The 19,270-nt window shown below is 41.4% G+C and carries 16 protein-coding genes; 6 read left to right on the forward strand and 10 right to left on the reverse strand.

Annotated elements, in window-relative coordinates; translation table 11 throughout:
- Window positions 1–18: 18 nt before the first annotated feature.
- The 8 genes from PSH50_RS17605 to PSH50_RS17640 form a co-directional block, all read right to left on the reverse strand.
- A complete protein-coding gene (locus PSH50_RS17605; protein ID WP_273609921.1) occupies window positions 19–912 on the reverse strand; it encodes a DUF4097 family beta strand repeat-containing protein in 894 nt (297 codons plus the stop codon).
- A 206-nt stretch (window positions 913–1,118) separates the two neighbouring features.
- A complete protein-coding gene (locus tag PSH50_RS17610; protein WP_273609950.1) occupies window positions 1,119–3,650 on the reverse strand; it encodes a TonB-dependent siderophore receptor in 2,532 nt (843 codons plus the stop codon).
- Between the two features lie 277 nt (window positions 3,651–3,927).
- Window positions 3,928–4,773: a DUF4198 domain-containing protein gene (locus PSH50_RS17615; protein ID WP_248532859.1), complete on the reverse strand. Its 846-nt coding sequence runs from the start codon at window positions 4,771–4,773 to the stop codon at window positions 3,928–3,930.
- A gap of 34 nt (window positions 4,774–4,807) precedes the next feature.
- Window positions 4,808–5,317 carry a DUF2271 domain-containing protein gene (locus tag PSH50_RS17620; protein WP_024033998.1) on the reverse strand — a complete coding sequence of 170 codons (510 nt, stop codon included), beginning with the start codon at window positions 5,315–5,317 and terminating at the stop codon, window positions 4,808–4,810.
- The gene (locus tag PSH50_RS17625) at window positions 5,317–5,949 is read right to left on the reverse strand and encodes a PepSY-associated TM helix domain-containing protein (RefSeq protein ID WP_273606603.1); all 633 of its coding nucleotides are present in this window, start codon (window positions 5,947–5,949) and stop codon (window positions 5,317–5,319) included. Before PSH50_RS17625 ends, PSH50_RS17620 begins: the two co-directional genes overlap by 1 nt.
- Window positions 5,950–6,071: 122 nt before the next feature.
- On the reverse strand, window positions 6,072–6,470 hold the full coding sequence (locus PSH50_RS17630) for a YbaN family protein (protein WP_024033997.1): 399 nt from the start codon (window positions 6,468–6,470) through the stop codon (window positions 6,072–6,074).
- Window positions 6,471–6,598: 128 nt separating this feature from the next.
- Window positions 6,599–7,918, reverse strand: a complete 1,320-nt coding sequence (locus PSH50_RS17635; protein WP_024033996.1) for a hypothetical protein — start codon at window positions 7,916–7,918, stop codon at window positions 6,599–6,601.
- A gap of 102 nt (window positions 7,919–8,020) precedes the next feature.
- Complete coding sequence (locus tag PSH50_RS17640; RefSeq protein WP_004586011.1) at window positions 8,021–8,503, reverse strand: MarR family winged helix-turn-helix transcriptional regulator; 483 nt, start codon at window positions 8,501–8,503, stop codon at window positions 8,021–8,023.
- 532 nt (window positions 8,504–9,035) lie between these two features.
- Here PSH50_RS17640 and PSH50_RS17645 point away from each other — a divergent pair.
- From PSH50_RS17645 to PSH50_RS17660, 4 genes are all read left to right on the forward strand, one after another.
- Entirely contained in the window at window positions 9,036–9,896 is an 861-nt protein-coding gene (locus tag PSH50_RS17645; RefSeq protein WP_054983629.1) for a D-hexose-6-phosphate mutarotase, read from the forward strand.
- Window positions 9,897–9,917: 21 nt separating this feature from the next.
- On the forward strand, window positions 9,918–10,451 hold the full coding sequence (locus PSH50_RS17650) for a PH domain-containing protein (protein ID WP_273609922.1): 534 nt from the start codon (window positions 9,918–9,920) through the stop codon (window positions 10,449–10,451).
- Window positions 10,444–11,988, forward strand: a complete 1,545-nt coding sequence (locus PSH50_RS17655; protein WP_273609923.1) for a PH domain-containing protein — start codon at window positions 10,444–10,446, stop codon at window positions 11,986–11,988. Before PSH50_RS17650 ends, PSH50_RS17655 begins: the two co-directional genes overlap by 8 nt.
- A gap of 206 nt (window positions 11,989–12,194) precedes the next feature.
- Window positions 12,195–15,014: a hypothetical protein gene (locus tag PSH50_RS17660; protein WP_273609924.1), complete on the forward strand. Its 2,820-nt coding sequence runs from the start codon at window positions 12,195–12,197 to the stop codon at window positions 15,012–15,014.
- An 84-nt stretch (window positions 15,015–15,098) separates the two neighbouring features.
- Here PSH50_RS17660 and PSH50_RS17665 read toward each other — a convergent pair whose 3' ends face one another.
- Window positions 15,099–16,244, reverse strand: coding sequence for a lipopolysaccharide assembly protein LapB (locus PSH50_RS17665; protein WP_273609925.1), 1,146 nt, complete (start codon window positions 16,242–16,244; stop codon window positions 15,099–15,101).
- A gap of 48 nt (window positions 16,245–16,292) precedes the next feature.
- Complete coding sequence (locus PSH50_RS17670) at window positions 16,293–17,426, reverse strand: PepSY domain-containing protein (protein WP_273609926.1); 1,134 nt, start codon at window positions 17,424–17,426, stop codon at window positions 16,293–16,295.
- Window positions 17,427–17,790: 364 nt separating this feature from the next.
- Here PSH50_RS17670 and PSH50_RS17675 point away from each other — a divergent pair, with 364 nt between their 5' ends.
- Together PSH50_RS17675 and PSH50_RS17680 are read left to right on the forward strand one after the other, a co-directional pair.
- Window positions 17,791–18,405, forward strand: coding sequence for a PQ-loop domain-containing transporter (locus PSH50_RS17675; RefSeq protein ID WP_273609927.1), 615 nt, complete (start codon window positions 17,791–17,793; stop codon window positions 18,403–18,405).
- A 73-nt stretch (window positions 18,406–18,478) separates the two neighbouring features.
- Entirely contained in the window at window positions 18,479–19,267 is a 789-nt protein-coding gene (locus tag PSH50_RS17680) for a PhzF family phenazine biosynthesis protein (protein WP_121638154.1), read from the forward strand.
- Window positions 19,268–19,270 lie beyond the last annotated feature (3 nt).

Genomic DNA, 19,270 nt, shown 5'->3' on the forward strand with positions numbered 1-19,270 from the left:
TGGATCATTTAGTCATAATTAATCGGCTACTTTTACTGGGCCGTTAATGTTATCAATGCTTACATCACCAGAGCCCGATTCGGTAATGGTAAGCCCCATAGCGTGGTTTACACGAATGTCGCCCGAGCCATCCTCAATGGTTACGCTTGCTTGCACGTGCACAATGACTAAATCGCCAGAGTTATCGTCTACATCTACTGCGCCATTAATGTTATTAATAGCCATGCTGCCTGAGCCGTCTTCAACAGTTAAGGTGCCGCGCACATTACTAATACGCATATCACCCGAACCATCATCAACAACCGCATTGCCGCTAACATTATTAATATTTACGCTGCCAGAGCCATCGGTAAGCGCTAAGTTACCGGTGATGTTTTCAAGGGTTATATCGCCTGAGCCATCTTCAATAGTAAGGTTTTTAGCGCTGTTGATAGATAAGCTACCTGAGCCGTCTTTTATATCTATATTATTTTGCATAGCGCTTATTGCAATGTCGCCAGAGCCATCATCAATATCGAGCATTAAATTACTAGGCACGGTAACCACTAAATCAATGTGTGGCGATTGGCCGCTGTAAAAACGCATACCTCTGGCAGTATTATTGTTAGCAACTAAGGTAGCTTGTTTGCCGTTTTGCTCAAGGGTAAGTGTGTATTCGTCTTCAATGTCGGCGGTAAAAATTGTGGCATCTACACTTATGCTGGTGGCATTGGGCGAGCCTTTTATTTCAAGAGAGCCAGCACCGCTTAATACGTTTAAGTATTCTAGGTTATTACTTGGCAGTGATAACTGCTGAGTTTGTTTTACTGAGGCAACGCTTGGCGATATATGAAACACACAGCCGCTTAATAATAAAATGCCGCCAATAAGTGAAAGTGGTTTTGTAATGTTAGATACAGTTGGTGAGCTCATGTTTAGTCCTTTGTGTTTGTTATTTATGCATGTTTTGTATAAGCATAGTAGAGCAAAAACAAGACCAACTGTAAGTTATTGATTTTATTATGGTGGGATGTGTTTGTGAAAAGTGGATTTACTAATAAGTGGTTAAATACACTAAGAAGTAATTAAAAAAGGATGCACATGGCATCCTTTTTAAGTGTTTGCTTTTAGGTTATTTATTAAAAGCTGTAAGTAATATTACCGTATAGGAAGCGCCCGTCTAATCCGTACGGTGCATATGGCGTGTACGGGAATATTTGGCCAAAGTCAGAGTAACCAATGTTATCTACCGTTGCTTGTGGGTACTGATCGAACAAGTTGTTTGCACCTACTGCAAACTTCCAGTATTCGTCTGGGCGGTAGGCAACTTCTAGGTCGGTGATCCATTTAGGGTCAATGTACTCATCGCGATCGGCGGTAGTTGAAATATCAGCCACTTCACCGTAGCGCGTTGCACGAAGAGTGGTTTGCCATTCGTTAAAGTTCCACACTGCTGATAGGTTCCATTTGCTATCTGGCGTGCCTTCTTCAAAGCGGCCTACTTCGCGGCGTGCAAATACCACGTAGTCGTCACCTAGTGAGTTTAGCTCGCTTGGGTTGTCATCTACATGTGTTACTTCGGTATCGTTAAAGTTAGCCGCTACGTTTAAGCGTAAGTCACCTAAATCGCTTAAATCTAAGTTGTAGGTAGCAACAATATCAACACCTTGCGTGCGCGAGTCGATAGCGTTAGTAAAGTAACGTACGCTTTCTGTGTTTAGCTCGCCGGCATTTTGCAGTATTTCTACTACAGCATCGCCCTCTAGGTTTTCAGACAATACAATACGGTCATCAATATCAATGCGGTAGGCATCTACAGTTAGGCTAAAGCTGCCTTGCGTGTACATAAAGCCAGCCGTTACGTTTACTGACTCTTCGGCATCTAGTTGTTCAGCACCTAGCGCTTGCGCTGCCGCTGAATCGGTAGGGAATAAACCTACTTCAAACGGTTGGTTGTTCTCAAGTACGGTAGAGATTTGGCGGTACGAGCTTTGCGCAAGTGATGGTGCACGGAAACCTGTGCTAATTGCACCACGCAATGATAGGTTTTCGTTAATGCTGTAACGCGACGCAAGCTTTGATGTAAACGTATCGCCAAAGTCGGTGTAATCTTCGTAGCGACCCGCTAAAACAAGGTTCCAGTCTTCTGTTAGGTAAGTATCAAACTCAACAAATACAGCTACGTTATGGCGGCTCTCATCGGTTACGCTTTCTGGGCCAAAACCAGCTAATACTTGTGCGCCACCGGCAGCAATTGGATTGCCATCGCTATCTAAAGCGGTAATGTAAGAGGCTTCTTCGCCTTGCTCAATTTTGTAGCTTTCGTGGCGGTACTCTGCACCTACAGTAAAAAATACGTCATCTGGCAAGCCAAAATCTAGCACTGTATTTGCCGTAGCGTTTACTAAAAACTGATCGTAAACCAATGCACCGTTGTCAAATTCGGTTGGGCTGTCGGCACCTAGTGATGTATTTATACTATTTACAACGCCGATACCAAAGTCGTTACGGCCGTAGTTGGTACTTACATCCCAGGTCCATTCGCCAGTTTCGCCTTGCAGGCCTAGGGCAAATGAGTAATCTTGTACGTCGGTTTCAATTTGCGGTAAAAAGCCATCCGGATACACTTCTAACACGTTGCGGCTGTCTTTTGCACGGCGGTAAAAACCACCTGAGTTACCTTCGCGTTTTGAGTAGCTACCAAACGAGTACAGGTTATAGCCGTTATCAAAATCGTAACCCATGTTGTAAAACAGTGCGTAGTCTTCAAGCTCTGCTTTACCAAAGCGGTGGTTGTAACGGTCGATAGTAAATTCGCGTGGGTCTAGGCTGCCATCTTCTAGGCGGTCGTATTGCTCGCGCGGGTCAAAGCCTGAGCGCTGAGTAGAGTCGTTATCGCGATACTCAATTGATACGTTCACAAAGCCGTTATCTAAAAGCTCAAAACCAGAGTTTGCGCTGATTGTACGACTTGCGCCGTCGTTTACTTCGCGGTCGGCGCCGGTATTAAAGGCAAGGTTGCCATCGGCATCTGCGTAGGTGCTCTCTAGCTGAGGTACGCCAGCCATTTGGGTGTCGTACTCGCCGTAGGTTACGCTTACGCTGCCCCCTTCTGAGGCATCTTTAAGTACAATGTTAATTACACCGGCAATGGCGTCTGAGCCGTACTGCGCTGCTGCGCCATCACGTAGTACTTCTACGCGTTTAATGGCTGATGTTGGGATCATGTTTAAGTCAACAGCGGTAGAACCACGGCCAACAACACCCGCTAAGTTTAATAGCGCGCCAGCATGGCGGCGTTTGCCATTAATAAGCACTAGGGTGTGATCGGGTGCTAAACCACGTAATACAGCCGGTTTAGCGTGGTCTGTACCATCACCCATGGTGGCGCTTGGGTAGTTAAAGCTAGGTACTTGGTTTGCCAGTATTTGGCTAATTTCTAGCTGACCCGTGCTTTGCATATCACCACTGGTAATAATATCTACAGGTACGGTACTTTCGGCAATACTGCGCAGGCTTCTGCGGGTACCGGTAACCGAAATCACTTCAATACTTTCTTGTGCTTGAGTGTCTTGTTCTGCAGCAAATGCAGGAGAATAAGACGCGCCAAGCGCAGAGGTAACGGCCAGGCTAAGTGCTACTTTTTTGGCTGATAATTGCTTTAACATGATGTTGATTCCCTTAAGGGCTGCTGACTATTGATTTTTCAAAGGAGCGCATAATATAGAAGGCACTACCTGTGTGCAAAGATAAAAACTGTCTAAGTTATTCTAAGTTGTTAACAACTAAAATGACAGTTTACGCCCGCTATAGACGTTTAGATCGCTCGAGTTGCAATCTTGTGTCGAATGGTTGCGAATTCAAGGGGAGTGTGAGTAAAAGTTATTAAAAAGTAAAAAGGCCACGCGAGTGCTTGGCCTTTATTTATTTTATAAATTACGCAAAAAATTATTCAGGTGCTACTTCAAGTGTTGTAAATAAAGCATAACGGCCAGCGTCTACGCCTTCTTCGTTTACTTCAACATCGTTAGACGTTTCTATTAAGTATAAGCCAGGCTCTTTCCACGTAGTTGTGAACATACCATTTTTATCGGTAGTTACTTTTATTTCGCCACGTTCGTTACGATAGCGTGTATCGCCTTTTAAAATGCTTACTTCAATGCCTTCGCCCGCTGGCTTGCCATCTTGTAGTAACTGAAAACGCGCTTGCTCGCCAACAAATAAATCGTTTGGATGCGTTGGGCCGCTAAGCTCAAGGCCTAAGCCAAGTTGTGCAGGCTTAGAAGTACCGTTACGGCTTACAAATGTATCTACTGTAGATATAACTTTAGTTGTGGTTACATCTTTTGCATTGCTTGGTAATTTAGCTTCTGACTTTTTACCAAATACGCGCTTGCGCTTACCTTCTTCGTTTTTGTAGAAGGTCATGTACATTGGCTTTTGCGTCATGGCAATGTGGTAAGTGCCTTCTTCTTTTAGGCTTACCGCCGCTGAGCTTTTACGCTTTAGGTAATAAGCACGAATGGTCTCAGATACTTCTTCGCCGTTTGGTGCAAGGGCCATAAGTAGAGTGTCGTCGTACTCTGCGCCTTTTTCTTTTGGCTTAAAGGCTTTGTCGGGTGCAAACATTTCGTTAGAAATACTCGCGTCAATCATTACGTAGTGCGCTTTGTCACCAGATAATGACGTGTGCGAAGGTAATAACCAACGACCATGTGCACTTGCCGATGTAGATACCAGCGCCGATAAGCTAAGTGCGCCAATTAAAGCCGTTTTTAATAAATTAATTTTCATTGTATTTCCTTAAATTCAAATGATTAAGTAGCAGCTACTTAGTGCTTACGGTTACAAAACTTGTCGAAAATTCTTTTTTACCTTCAATGGTCACTTTGCCAGCTTGCGATAAATCAAGCTCTACGCGGCTGTAATCACGGCCGCCTTCTTCGCGCACAACCTCAATGTTTAAAAGGTATTTGCCAGGCTTTACGGCATTGCCGTCTAAATCTTTACCTTGCCAGTCAATGGTGTAAGTACCTGCGCGCTTAGTTGCACCACTTATGCCGTCAAAGTTAATGTCGGTTTTACCTGCTTTACGCCACCATTGGCGCAAATCTTTAAACCATTCTGCTTTTTGAACCCATAGCGCAAGCGTCGTTACGTGTTTACGCTTTGGCGTTTCTAGCCAAACAGCTACGTATGGGCGGTGGTAAGGTTGTACATCGAGATCGGGTAGGGTTAATTCAATCTCTAGCTGCGGCGTTTGTGCCTGCGCAGTTGTTTGAAATAATGCGGCAATCATTAATAGTGCTGCACTTAGTACCGTACTTACTTTTAACATTAAGACACTCCTTTAATTTGTGGCACCCAACATAAATAAATAACCAAAGGCGTTGCTATGCCTAAAACGGTTATCCATATTCCTGCTAAGCGTTTTTTTCTGTTTTGAAATAAAATAATCATCCCGGTGATTGAAAAAATAATCATCAATACCGCTGAAATATCAATAACCCAGCTCCACACGGCGCCACTGTGGCGGCCTTTGTGTAAATCGCCAATCAGGCTTAAAAAGCCACCGGTTTGGTAATCTAGGTTTAGCTCACCGGTTGTAAAATCAAGCTCTGCGTAAGCAAAACCTGCCGGTAGTGGGTAGTCGAGCATAACCAGCGCGTCTTCTTTTTCCCACTCAATGCTTTTAACTTTAGTGAGCGCGTATTGCTCGGCAAAAAACGCTTCTATGTCTGGGTAGAGGGTGGGTAATGTATCTAGTTGAGTATTCGCTTTAGCCATTAACGCTTGAGGAATAGTGGTGCTTACTTGGCCGTTGTTTTTGTCGTTTTTAAGCCAATCAACATGGTTAAGTACAATGCCGCTAACGCAAAATAAAATAAGCAAAAAAAACAAAGCTGTAGAAATATAAATATGGAGCGCACGGCTTGTGCTGTACAAAGCCCGCTTATTAATAAACGCCATAAAAACAGTAATTAAATTAAATTTAGAACATGATAATCATTTGCATTAACTATTACAAATTTACTTACTTAACTTTACATTAAATTTTTGGCTAAACGGTGTGTGCATGCAAAAAAGGGCGGTTATTTAGCGCTTGGTGGGTGCGAGGGCCTTAAAATTAGGTAAATCATAACGGCTATTTCAATTACGCCAACAAGGTAAATAACCCAAACAGGGGCGTTTGAGTAAAGCAAAAATACAAAACCAATAAGCATACCAATCGCGGCGTAGCATTTTGCTTTTACAGGCACTACTTTATGCGCTTGCCATTGTTGTAAGGTAACGCCGTAACGAGGGTGGTTAAGTAGCCAGTGTTCAAGCGCTGGTGATGAGCGAGTAAAGCAGGTAAGCGCAAGAATAAAAAAAATGGTGGTAGGCATAACCGGCAGCACAATACCAATAATGCCAAGAGCCACTAATAATAACCCAAGTGCTTTAAGCCATAAGTTTTTATAACAAATAAATACTGCTTTTATATTCACTTAGGCTCTTTTAAGTAATGGCTGTTAGTTAGGATTGTAGGCCAAATAGTTATAAAATCGAACCCTATAAACGCAAAAAAGGGCAAACTAAGTTTGCCCTTTTAACATACTAAATATGTGTTACTTATTTAGAAGTAGTAACCTACGTTGATGTTAAAGCGACGTTCTGTGTCGCCATCACCTGCAACAGAGCCACCAATAAATGGCTGGTTACGTGCTTGAATAAAGTCAAAGTAAGTAAATAATGCACCGGCCGATACGCTCATGCCTGTTACGTTCATCCACGTATCTGGGCTGTCGTCAGACTTGTCGTAAATAATGCCGTAATCGTTGTAAAATTGAACGCCTGTTACTGGGCCCCAATCAAGCGATAGGTCGTAAGCTACGTTAAAGTTGGTCATGGTTGCTTCGCTTGATACGGTATCGTAGTAATCAAACGCGCCAACTACAAAGCGGTTGCTGTTGTCGTCTAGGTCGTAGTCGTACTCGCCGTGCTGAAATTGAATATTCCAGTTATTAATTTGGCTATTTACATGAAACGCCCATGCGCCGTAGTTACCTGCACGGTCGTTACCGTCGTGCAAACCACCGCTTAGTAGTGATACGCCAATATCGGTTTTAGCGTTTTCACTGTGCTCAATTTGATACACTGTACGGCCAGCAAAAGTATTGTACTCACCAAGGCGCGAACCTGGTGCGTCGTAGGTGCCTTCGGTTGTTGCACGGCTACCAACAATATCGTAAGAGTAACGTTCGTTAACTTCTGAGCTGCCATCAACGCCGCCTACTTCATCATTTTTGAAAAAGCCGAGGTCTAGTTTCCAGTTGTCTTTAAGTTTACGGTTTACTGTCACACCTAAATCAAAGTCATCTTCTAGGCCAACGTAGTAGTTGGTGCTAAAAAAGTAGCTGTGTGAGTTGTATGGGCCGTTACCAAACGGTACAGGTGCAATACCGGCTTGCGCTTCCCAGCCATCTGTAAATTCGTAACCTAAGTATGCATACTTAACAATGGTCATGTAATCGTAAAAACGAAAATCACCATTTACAGAAATATCGCTAATTTCACCCGATAAGTTAAGGCGAAATACTTCAAAGTCTAAATCGCCGCCACGGTCTTGCGTGTCTTCATCGTAGGTGTTTGTGCTGTAGTTAAAACGTACGGCACCGCCAATTTTAATGCCTTCATCTTCTTGTTCAGGCGCAGCTGCGGCAACAACAACTTCTTTGTTGTCGGCCTTTTTACTGATCTCGGCAACTTGTTGTTCGTGTTGCTTGTTGATTTGGCTTTGCTTTGATTTTTCATCAGCAAGCTGCTGTTCAAGCAACTGCATTTGTTGCTTAAGCTGCTTTAATTGGCTTTGTAGTGTGTCGAGATCGGCTGCATGAGCAGTGCTTGCTGCACCGCCAAGCATTAGTGCTAGCGTTAATTTTGAGAGTTTAGTCATTGTTGATGCTCAGGTTTTGATTAAAAAATAAAAAAATTCAAGGTGCCCAAAGGCCCCTTACGAATGATGTAAGAACTAATTTAAATTTATTTTTTATTTTTTTTATTTATTTGGTGTTTGAGTTAACGCGCCTACCTCTAACAGAGGTGATGCGTCTAACTTATCAGCATCCATCATTGCTGCAACGCGTTGCATAGATGAAAGCAATAAACTTTGCTCCCACTCTGCAAGTGCAGAAAACTTTTCAATAAAGTGTTCTTGCAGTGGCTGAGGTGCTTTTTCTAGTAACTCTTTCCCTTGCTCGGTGAGGTATAAGCTCACTCGGCGTTTATCCATTTGACTACGAACGCGTGTTACAAGGTTTCTGCTTTCTATTCTATCAAGAATATTAGTTACAGTAGCCGGGCTTAAGTTAACATTCTGAGCGATACGGCTTGCTGTTATTCCATCGGTGTGCGCTACTTCTTGCATTATAAGCAATTGTGGGCCTGTTAAACCTGATGTTTTATTTAGCTGCTTAGAATGTAAGTCAATCGCGCGGATTACTTTACGTAAAGAAACTAATAATTCGTCATATTTTTGCATTTGCTTATCTCGTCGATGGGCCAAAGGTGTGCCGTAATCGCGAAATGTTACACATCAAATAAATTGAATTCAAATAATAAATTAAGCTTGAGCCCATGTTTATTGGTTTTTATTAGTTTGAGCAGAAACTAAAATAGTATAATTTTGTTTAAAACTTATTAAATGTTATTAGCATATTGTTTGCATTGTGGTGCGCACACTACGTATGTTGTGAATAATTGGCAAGTCTTATGGTTTAGACTTTAGTATTATACCCACCTGCATTAATACCTTAATAAATTTAACATGCGTTTGCCTAAGCTTAGCCGCGGTTTTACTGCCTTAAAGCATGGCCATTATTTATACGCATTAGTGTTATTTATAACAGCTGTTATTAATTGGTAATTGTTTGTAAGTTAGCTGTGTATGTATTAATCGCCAATGAACAAATTATGCACGCAATGTTTAGTGAGTATAGCGTATACTTTGCACATGCATTATTGTTTATATGCACATGTTAAAAATCTTTAATATCAGCATTGTAGGGAAAAACATGAAATTATCGCCATCAGTTAGCATTGAACAAAGCGAAACCGGCCTAGAGTTTATAAAAGTTGCGAGCTCAAAGTGTGATGCAAAAATATTTTTGCAAGGCGGGCAAATTACCGAGTTCATCCCAAAAAATAACAAGCCACTTATTTGGGTCTCTAAAAATGAGACGTTTCAAGAAGGGGTGAGCATTCGCGGTGGTATTCCTATTTGTTGGCCTTGGTTTGGTAATCATGAAAATCAAGATTGGCCAGCGCATGGCTTTGCACGTACCAGTTTATGGCAAGCTGATGCTGTGCATGAAGATGATGAGCACATTACAATTAGCTTAAACTTACCCATGAAATTAGTTAACCCAACGTATTGGCCGCACAACTCGGCGTTAAAGGTTGAGTTTGTATTGAGCGAGCAATTACAGGTGCGTTTAACAACCACTAATTTAAGTAATAGCTCTTTTAGCTATACGCAGGCTTTGCACAGCTATTTTCCTACCTCAGATATAAAACACACCCATGTAGAAGGTTTACAAGGCGCGCAATACATTGAGTTTGGCGAAGGGCCGTTTGCGCAAAATGCCCCAGTGGAGTTTACCCGAGAAACCGATATGGTTTATACCCAGGCCGCTAAGCAGCAACACATTCACACCCCTGATGGGATTATTAATGTAAGCCGCGAGAACTCAAGCTCGTGTGTGCTGTGGAACCCATGGATAGAAAAATCTAAGCGTTTATCTAATTTTGCTGACGATGAATACCTGAGCATGGTGTGTTTAGAAGCCGCCAATGTGTTAGAAGATAACGTGACACTTGAGCCTAAACAAAGCCATACGTTAGTTACTACAATCAGCTGGGCTAACAGTCAGTAAATAGGAAAGGTACTTAAAATCGTGTTTGATAATCAGCAAGTAATGGATTTACCTAAGCATAGTGAAATACAGCTCAACCCCTTGGCCGATAAAGCGTTACTACACGTGCAACTTAATTGGCTGGCGTTTTACATTCCTTTTTGCGCAGTACTGTTTGCTGTTTGTTACTTTAACGAAGCGTTTGCTAACAAAGCACAAACCTACTTGCTGATAGGCGTGCCTATTTTAATATTGCTTTCAATGTTTTATAACGCCCTGAGTATTAAGCTGCAGGGCTTTGCGCTGCGCAATCACGATATTGCGTTTAAAAAAGGGGTTATTTGGCAGCAAATAACTATTTTGCCCCTCGCGCGTGTACAGCATATGGAAATTCACCAAGGCCCTATTGAGCGAAAACTAAAGTTAGCCAGTTTAAAGTTATTTAGTGCCGGCGGGGTCAGTGCTGATTTACAAATAAGTGGTTTAACCCACGAGCAGTGCAAAAACATACGCCAATTTGTACAAAATTATCGCCAAGACGGCACACCCGCGCAGGTTGAATTAGCAAATGAGTAATACCATTAGCGAGGAGCAAAGTAGCTCACTACATTGGCAAAAAGTATCGCCTTGGGCGGTGTTGTATTTTGTGGTGTATTTTAGTGTGCGCTTTGTAAAAGACGGGCTTTTAAACCTGCTGCCTATGCTTGTGGTGTTTGTAACACAAGTAGAAAACAAGCTGTTTTGGGCGCAAGTTGCAGGTGCTATTGCGTTAGTGACACTGCTAATATATTCAATTTTATATTACATAAATTTTAAGTTTTGCATTAGCGACGATCACGAAATTTTGCTTAACAAAGGGGTGTTTAAAAAAGAGCGTCTAACGCTAAAGTTTTCGCGTGTGCAAAACGTAAATATTGCTGAGCCCTTTTATTTTACGCCCGTTAATTTGGTTAATTGTATTTTTGATGCCGCAGGCAGCGTAACCCAAGAGGCGGTTTTGCCAGGTGTTACCAAAACCTATGCACAGCAAATGCGTAAACAAATTTTTGCCTTTAAGGCGCAGCAGCAACCCGACGAGCAAACACCCTCCAGCGAGCATTTTGAAGCAGAAAATAGCTTACGTATCAGTAATAAAGAAATCGCTAAATTTGGCTTAATGTCTAATATGGCTATATTAGCAATGGCCGCTATTGCGCCTTTTATAAATGTGTTGGTAGATTTTTTAGAGCAGCAAATTATTGCTAAGGTAGAAGGGTTTTATCAGCAAGAGCTTGGTTTACTGGCAAGTGCTGCAACCTTTGCCATGATAACGCTTATTGCTTTGCTTGTTTTAACGGCTGTGATGTTGTCGGTAGGTATGTCGCTTATTCGTTTTTATAACTTTGAGCTTTACTTTAAAGGCCAAAAATTTAAACGTATTGCTGGCTTATTAGAGCGTCATCAGTTGTCTATGAGCATGGATAAAGTGCAATCTATAGTTATAAAACAAAACCTAATGGGGCGGTTACTAAAGCGTTTTACCGTTGAGTGCTTACAAGCAAGTAGCGGCGGTATAGCGGCGGGCGTGGCTGCTAAAAAAAATAAACAAACCTTAGTGTTACCCGTTTTAAATAACGAGCAAGTAGATAGCGTTTGCCAATGGATTTACCCGTGGTTTAATAGCAAAAAATTGCAGTTTAACGGCGCAGAACCGGCCTTACTTTATAAAAACTTGAGCTTTTATGCCTTAATTCCAAGCGCTATTGTGCTGTTAGGTTGTTATTTAGGCGACTTTAATGCCTGGCTTAGCTTGGGAGTATTACTTATTTTAGCGGGATTAGTAACGCTTGCTTATCAGCGTTATGGCTATTATTTGCATGAAGACAACGGCCGTTTTTACATGGTGGTACGCAAAGGTATGATAGGTGTGCATTACCGTGTGTTTGAACTGTATAAAGCGCAAAGTGCACGCAGTATTAGTACCTACTTTATGCGCCGCGCAGGGCTTAAAAGCCTGTATATACAACTTGCATCAGGGTTTGCCTTTATGCCTTATATAAAGCAGCAAGATGCTGATTATATAATTGATTTTACTCTTTATCAGGCGGAGTCAACGCAGCGTAACTGGATGTAATTATACCAATCGACTTACATATTTAGCCTTTTTAGGTTGCCAAATAAAGCGTTAACGGCGTTATAGATTTTTCATGTAAAACAAGGTATTGCTTAATTTTAAAGCTTATAAAACATACACTTTCATAAGCTTTGTTACATTTTTTTACTGCAACATTGGCTGGTTTAATAATACTCTAAGTGGTATCAATCATTTAAAGGATTATTATGAAAAAATCACTCATCGCTGCCTCTTTGTTATTAGCCACACCTACCTTAGCTGCTGATTGGCAAACTATTCATACCGAGCACTTTAATGTGCATTACAGCACCGAAAACGCCGATTATGCTAAATCGACAGCGGTCGAACTTGAAATAGTGCGCAGTAAAGTGCTTGAGCAGCAAAACCGAGCACTTGATAAAATAGTTGATGTAGTAGTGTTTGATCCCCTAAATGCGCCCAACGGCTTTGCTTTACCTACTTCTAATAATCCTTTAATGGCCCTTTTTACCACGCCCCCGCAATCAGATACGGTGGTTTCTAACATTAGTGGCTGGCAGCAATTACTGATATTGCACGAATATATTCACTTAGTGCATTTAGCGCAGCCAACACGCAACACGTGGCAGCAAAAAATACGGGGTGTGTGGGATATTTACGACTTAACTTACAGTGATATGCCGCGCTGGGTAGCCGAAGGTTATGCAACCTTACTTGAGTCAAAAATGACGGGCCGAGGGCGACTATTTGATAACTACACTGAGTCAATGCTCATTGAGTTTGCTCAGCAGGGGGCATTGCCTAGCTATAGCCAGCTAAGTGATACAGAGGGCGGTTTTATGGCTGGCTCTATGGCGTATTTAATGGGCAGCCGGTTTTTAAATTGGCTAGAGCAAACTTATTCAGAGCAAATGCTCGATGCTGTATGGACACGTATTCAGGCAGTTAAAAAGCGCGATTTTAACGAGGCCTTTACTGGGATATTTGGCCAAAGTGCGGCTAAGTTATATGGCCGCTTTATTGCACAATATACCTATAAAGCGATGGCAAAAGAGCAGTCAGAGCCTGCGCTTAACAGCGAGCTGTGGTTAAAGCTTAACTTATACGCAAGTAACCCTGCGCTTTCAAAAGATGGCAGTAAACTTGCGATTGTTGAGCGCGATAAAGATAAAAAAACCAAGCTTATTATTTATAGCACGCAGGATAATACTAAAGCTGAAGATGAATTTACAAAAGCACAAAAAGCGCTATTAGAAAACGATGCATTGGATATACCCGATAACGCCCCGAGTGTATTTAAACGTGAGAAAAAGCACGTATTAAATCAAATAAACAGAGCGGGAATTGCTAATCCACAATGGGTAAATAACAGCACACTTTACTTTAATGCTTATACACGTGAAGAGACGGGTATTTATAACAAAGTGTCTGATATTTTTAGTTATAACACCGAAACTGGAAAAGTTGAGCAGTTAACTAAACTTGCTGGCTTACGCCGCTTTAGTGTTACAAACAATGGAGAAACCCTTTACGCCGAGCAAGTACGTGGTGGCTACTCAGAATTAGTAAAAGTAGACTTAGCAACGCAAACCATTACCCCTTTATTTACTAAAAGCTTAAAAACAGCTTACGACTACCCAACTTTTAGCCCTGATGAAACCCAGTTAGCTTATGTATCAGCCAATTTGAATGAGAATTGGCAATTGTATATACAAGATGTTGCCAATAATACTCACCAAACCGTGCCTATGCCAAACGGGTACCAATACCTAAGCCAACCCAGCTTTAGTAAAAACGGAGAAAAAATTTACTTTGTAGCCGGCTTAAAAGGCTCAACTGATATTTATAGCTACCATATTGCAAGTAGCACATTAACTAAACTTACTCAGGGCCAAGAAGCCGTTGCCCACCCGCTAGAAACAAACGAAGGGGCATTACTTTATTTATCTATTACTGCTGATGGGCCTAATGTAAAGCAACTACCGAGTACGCTAGAGGGTGAAGTAATCACTGATTTAGCACTTGATAATAGCGCGCCACTGCTTTTGGTTGATCAATACACTTTGCCTAAAGCAAAAATATATAGCGACAATGTAGGTAAACAAAGCAGCTACGATGTGCTTGATCAGCATGCGAGCCTAGCGCTTGGCGCACAGTATTACTCGGCCGCTTCAAGTGCTTTAAATATAAATATTAAAAGTAGTGACTTACTTAAACAGTTAGACCTTCAAGCGGGCTATAGTGTTGATTTAAATGATGATGCTTTGCATGGCGGATACGCCCAAGCAAAATACAATGCACTGCCAGTTAAGCTTAAATTGAGTGTATTTGATTATGATTTAAATACCGCAAAGCAGTACCAAGCGAGCGAAAATGCAGATGTATCTGCACGAGGTGGTTTTGCAGCCTTAAGTTACCCGATTAAATACGCGGCGTTTAGCATAACGCCAGAGCTGGCTTATAACTATACCGATTATAAGCAAGACTATAATAAATGGGCACGCATAGGCATTACACAAAGCTGGCAGTACGACCGCCAAGCATTTGCTATAGGGCAAAGTGTTAATGCCCAGTATTACGATGGCAGCAGTAAAAACAATAATTGGGATGGCTATGATTTAGCGGCCAAAGTATTTGGTAAAGCGTTTGATGTGCCGCTTTATATTAATTTTACTCAAAAGCAGCGCGATGATAGCAGCTTAGCGCTAGGCGGATTTAACTCAAACCTAATTAGCGAGCATCAAAATAGTGAGTTTGTGCTTTCATCAGAGCTGCCATTTTATAGCACAACTGCTGAGCGCTACATGGGTTATGGCGGTGGTTTTAGCTTTAAAGAAGGCATGCCGTGGCTTTATTACAAACAGCATCAGGTAGATGATGCGGTATACGCACAAAGTTATGGTTTAAAATATCAAGGCAATTTTAGCTTTGGATTAGGCCCAGTCGGTGTGAACGATTTAACCTTTAATATGGGATTATCGCGCGTTGAGGGCGATAGCTTTGAGGATGAAATGCGCGGCTGGTTTAGCTTTTACTACTCGCTTTAAGTAAATTGCTATAACACGCTAATGCACTTGTGTAATAAGTGCATTAGCAAAAGCCGCGTTTAAACTAATTTAAAATACCTATGGTTAATTGTGCTTGTTTAGCGACGCAAGCTTAGCTTGATATACGTTTAGCCTTTCTTTATTGCGCTCATACTGGATGGCTTTTTCAAGCAAGCTTTGTGTTTGCGCTGTATTACCTTGTTGGTAGCGAATTTTAGCCAGCTCTAAATAGAGCTCCGATATATAAGGGGCTTTTGCAATGGCGAGTTCGAGTTGTTTTTTAGCTTGAGTGACCTTGCCCTGATGTAAGTTATTTTTAGCAATAACGAGTAGCTCGTAGGGATCTTTTTCTTTATCAACAAGCTGGCTTGTTAGGCGTTTTTCTAGTGTTTTATCTCCCAGCTCTTTTGCTAATATTCGATAGTTATTAATTAAATTTATACTTATATCGTTTCTATCAAGCGCGGTTTGGTAAATCATGTGAGCGCTTTTTAAATCGCCTGCACGGCGGTGCAGCACGCCGGCTATATTAAATAGTTCTGCATCGTTTGGCGTAAAGCGGTTGGCTTGCATAATTAAAGAGTAAGCCTTATTAAGGTTGTTTTCGGCTAGTGCCGTGGCCGCTAAGTTGCTATAAAAATTAGACAGTAAATCGTTATACGTAGCGCTGCCTGAGTAAAAGCTGCCACGGGTGGGGAAGTAATCAATTAACGTGCCTGCGCGAATTATTACAATAATATCTTCATCTGTTTCTTTTTTTGGGGCGTAAATTTTCGTTCTAAAGTGGTTAGCAACATAAATTACATTGCCTTCTTTGGCATACACAGGTTCGCTCGTCATTTCTTGAAAGCTGGTTTCGAGGTTTAAAAGCTGCGCATAGCTTTGCGTAAGTATGGCTAAACTAATGCAGTTACCTTCTGAGCGTTCAATCGATTGTTGGGCTGTGAGGGTGGCGCCATCATACTTAAAGTTGGTGAGCTGGTTTTGCAGGTAATTAAAAATAATTTCATCAGCGCGTACATTGTTTAAACGCGAGTGTGCATAGGTTAAAAACGCGCTTTTTTCAGGCTCCGACAGCTCAAAAATACTGTGCTCGCTAGGTGTTTTAACCTGCTCGAAAAGCGAGTGATTTATTATATGGGTAAGTTGTACTTTTTTAATTGGCGCTTCGGGCGGGGTGCTACTGCAAGCAGTTAGCAATAAACTAAGTGTAAAAACTAAATATTTCATATATCACCTCACTGTGATTTTTAACATTACAGTGAGGTGATTTTTTAATCAAGCACTTACAGTGCGGTGTTTACTTAAGCGGTTTTTTTGAGACTGTTTTTTACGCTTACGGCGAGTAAACCATAAATAAAAGCCAGTACCGCCAAGCCAAACGGGGCTTAAACCAATAACACACCAAATTATTTTACTAATGAGCCCTGCAAAATAACCAAAGTGTAGTTTTCTAAAGCTATCAATTACTTGCCAACCTACACCCACTTCGCGAATGTCCCAGTTAGCCATATGCTCGCCCGTTAGCTTATTGTAAGTCACGGTATTGGCATATTCACTGGCAAGCGGGTTGCTGGTATCAACCTCACCAAATAACGTTATGTTTTCGTCTGGCTCAAGCGGCATTACTAAAAACGTACCATTAAAGGTGGGTATTTGCTTTTGGCTGTCATCAAGTACGTGCTGAAAAGAAATCTCTTCATTGTATAAATTTTTAGTTAATACAAAGTGCTCTTCTTCTGCGTGTTCAACTACTTCGTGATACCACACCGCGCCATTAAAGTAGCCGCCGGTGATGGCTAAAATTATAATAATTGGCGAGCCAATTACGCCGGTCATTTTATGAATGTCGCTAAGCACTATTTGCAGTGTGGCGCGCCAGCGTACGCTAAATAAACGCTGCCAAAACTTACGATAAATAATAAGACCTGTAATACCCAGTACTAAAAAAAACACCGCAAAAAAGAACCCTAAAACAGTGCCAGTTTGCCCTGGTAAGCTTTTTAAATCGTTAAGTAAAAAGGTGTAATGTAAGTCTAAAAACCAGTCGGTAAAGTAATGGCTAGTGCCTACTGGCTCCGATAAAATATTGCCCGTGTATTGATCTAAATGAAATTTATACCAGTCCTCTGTACCGCGTTTAATTAAATAAACCCGATCAGCAGTATCATCGTTAAATATTTCCCAGCTACCAACAACATACTCAGGGTAGGTTTTTTGAGTTTTTGTTATAAGTGTATCAATAGGTAAGCGGTTGGCTTGTTGTTGTACAACAAAGTGACTGTCTGGCATTAGTAAGCCGTCAATCTCGCTTTTAAATACCAAAACGCTACCAGTTATACTGATAACAAGCAGCGGAATAAGCGCTATAAGGGCTACCCAGCTGTGAATTTTAAAAAGTGTTTTTCTCATAGTTTATTTTTTGTGTAATTGCCACGGACCTGCGTATGATAACAATTATCAGTTCTATTTCATAGTTGTGCGATGAATGCACAATAATTGTTTTAGAGCGAGCCGATCTCTAGAGTAAAATGCGTTTAAGCTGAGGTGTAAGGTTGGTAACTTTTAAATGCAAAGAGGCTCTGGTGTTCACTTAAAGTAACGATTTTTGTACAGCTATCTTGCCAGTGCCTAATATAGGTTTACGCTAATTTGTTGAGTAAAATGTATTCATCATTACAATGCGCGCTCACTTTAAAACCCTTTTAAAAACATATGTTTATTTATTGTTTCAGGCGGGTTTTATATTAACATTTAAGTAACGAGCGAGGTTGTTTTGGCGCACTATCTACCTATTTTTTCGGCTTTTATTTTAGTTTTTAGCTTTTTACCGCTATTGAGCAAAATTAGAAAGAATCGCAGTGTGTCGGGGTTATCACTATTAATGATGACCTTTGGTTTAGCACAAAGTCTCTACTTTATTACCTACAATATTTATTTTGAACGCTACTTTATTGCTTTACCATTTTTTGTAACTGGGGCGCTAAGTGGTCTAATTTTATATTACTTTGCACGCTATAACGCCGCAAAAGCTGAACGTATACAGCTTGTGGCTATGCTTGGCTTTTCGTTATTACCTTTTTTATTGCTGTTAAATAAAAGCTTAGAAACATCATCGGTGCTCAACGCCCTTACATACGTAGGGCTGGTAATGAGCTCAGTGCGGGTTATGCCGCAAACGTATAAAACCTTACGCAGTGGTAATATTAGCAATTTAAGCGCCCGCTACTTTAGCTTGCAGTTTGTAGCAGGTACTTGTGGCTTATTTGTAGAGCTAAGCAGTGCTATGCCCAGCACCTCGCATATTTTAATGTTTGTTATGCTACTACTTACAAATGCCGTGCAATTTGCATGTATGCAATATTATAAAATGCGCCCCGCAATGGCTTAACTATAAAATTAATAGTGATTATTTAATGGCTATGTGGCAGGTTTAAACTCTAATTAATTTAGGGGGGGAACCTATGCAACTCACTATCCATCAAATTGATGCATTTACAAGCGAGTTATTTAAAGGCAATTACGCGGCTGTGATCCCGCTTGAGTCGTGGCTTAGTGATGAGTTAATGCTTAATATTGGCGCTGAAAATAATGTTTCTGAAACTGCGTTTACTTGCCCTTTGGCAGATGGCAGTTTTGCAATACGGTGGTTTTCGCCATTAATGGAAATAGACTTTTGCGGCCACGCTACGCTCGCTGCTGCGTATGTTTTATGCGAGCAGCACAACCTTAGCCAAGTGCGCTTTAACGCCGCGGCTGTAGGGGAGCTTATTGTTAATAAAAATAGCGATGGCAGTTTTGCTATGACCTTTCCTAGACAAGCGCCAGATGAAGTACAAGCGGTACCCGATGCGCTATTGAAAGGGTTGTCTATACAACCTATTAAGGTGCTTAAAAACCGCCAAGCATATTTTGCTATATACGAAAATGCTCAACAAATTCATGATTTAACCACTGAGTCTGATTTGTTAAAAACCTTATATCCACTTGATGTGGTCGCCACAGCGAGTTCTGCTGAGTACGATATTGTGTCTCGTTATTTTTGGCCAGCAAGTGGCGGCGAAGAAGACTTTGTTACGGGCTCTATTCACACCGGCCTTGCCCCTTACTGGGCGCAGCAATTAGGTAAAAATAAATTAAACGCGTATCAGGCTTCAAGCCGAGGTGGTTTTATACAATGTGAGGTAGGCGAAAATACAGTGACCTTAACCGGTAACGCTGTGCGGTATTTAAAAGGCACAATTTATTTATAAATA

The organism is Pseudoalteromonas sp. Angola-7, assembly GCF_028599255.1.
GTDB classification, from domain to species: Bacteria; Pseudomonadota; Gammaproteobacteria; order Enterobacterales; family Alteromonadaceae; genus Pseudoalteromonas; species Pseudoalteromonas atlantica.

Excerpts from the sequence above, each read along its gene's own strand:
- PSH50_RS17605 (WP_273609921.1), bottom strand. The coding sequence starts at position 912 with ATGAGCTCACCAACTGTATCTAACATTACAAAACCACTTTCACTTATT.
- PSH50_RS17615 (WP_248532859.1), bottom strand. The coding sequence starts at position 4,773 with ATGAAAATTAATTTATTAAAAACGGCTTTAATTGGCGCACTTAGCTTA.
- PSH50_RS17620 (WP_024033998.1), bottom strand. The coding sequence starts at position 5,317 with ATGTTAAAAGTAAGTACGGTACTAAGTGCAGCACTATTAATGATTGCC.
- PSH50_RS17625 (WP_273606603.1), bottom strand. The coding sequence starts at position 5,949 with ATGGCGTTTATTAATAAGCGGGCTTTGTACAGCACAAGCCGTGCGCTC.
- PSH50_RS17635 (WP_024033996.1), bottom strand. The coding sequence starts at position 7,918 with ATGACTAAACTCTCAAAATTAACGCTAGCACTAATGCTTGGCGGTGCA.
- PSH50_RS17640 (WP_004586011.1), bottom strand. The coding sequence starts at position 8,503 with ATGCAAAAATATGACGAATTATTAGTTTCTTTACGTAAAGTAATCCGC.
- PSH50_RS17645 (WP_054983629.1), top strand. The coding sequence starts at position 9,036 with ATGAAATTATCGCCATCAGTTAGCATTGAACAAAGCGAAACCGGCCTA.
- PSH50_RS17655 (WP_273609923.1), top strand. The coding sequence starts at position 10,444 with ATGAGTAATACCATTAGCGAGGAGCAAAGTAGCTCACTACATTGGCAA.
- PSH50_RS17660 (WP_273609924.1), top strand. The coding sequence starts at position 12,195 with ATGAAAAAATCACTCATCGCTGCCTCTTTGTTATTAGCCACACCTACC.
- PSH50_RS17665 (WP_273609925.1), bottom strand. The coding sequence starts at position 16,244 with ATGAAATATTTAGTTTTTACACTTAGTTTATTGCTAACTGCTTGCAGT.
- PSH50_RS17670 (WP_273609926.1), bottom strand. The coding sequence starts at position 17,426 with ATGAGAAAAACACTTTTTAAAATTCACAGCTGGGTAGCCCTTATAGCG.
- PSH50_RS17680 (WP_121638154.1), top strand. The coding sequence starts at position 18,479 with ATGCAACTCACTATCCATCAAATTGATGCATTTACAAGCGAGTTATTT.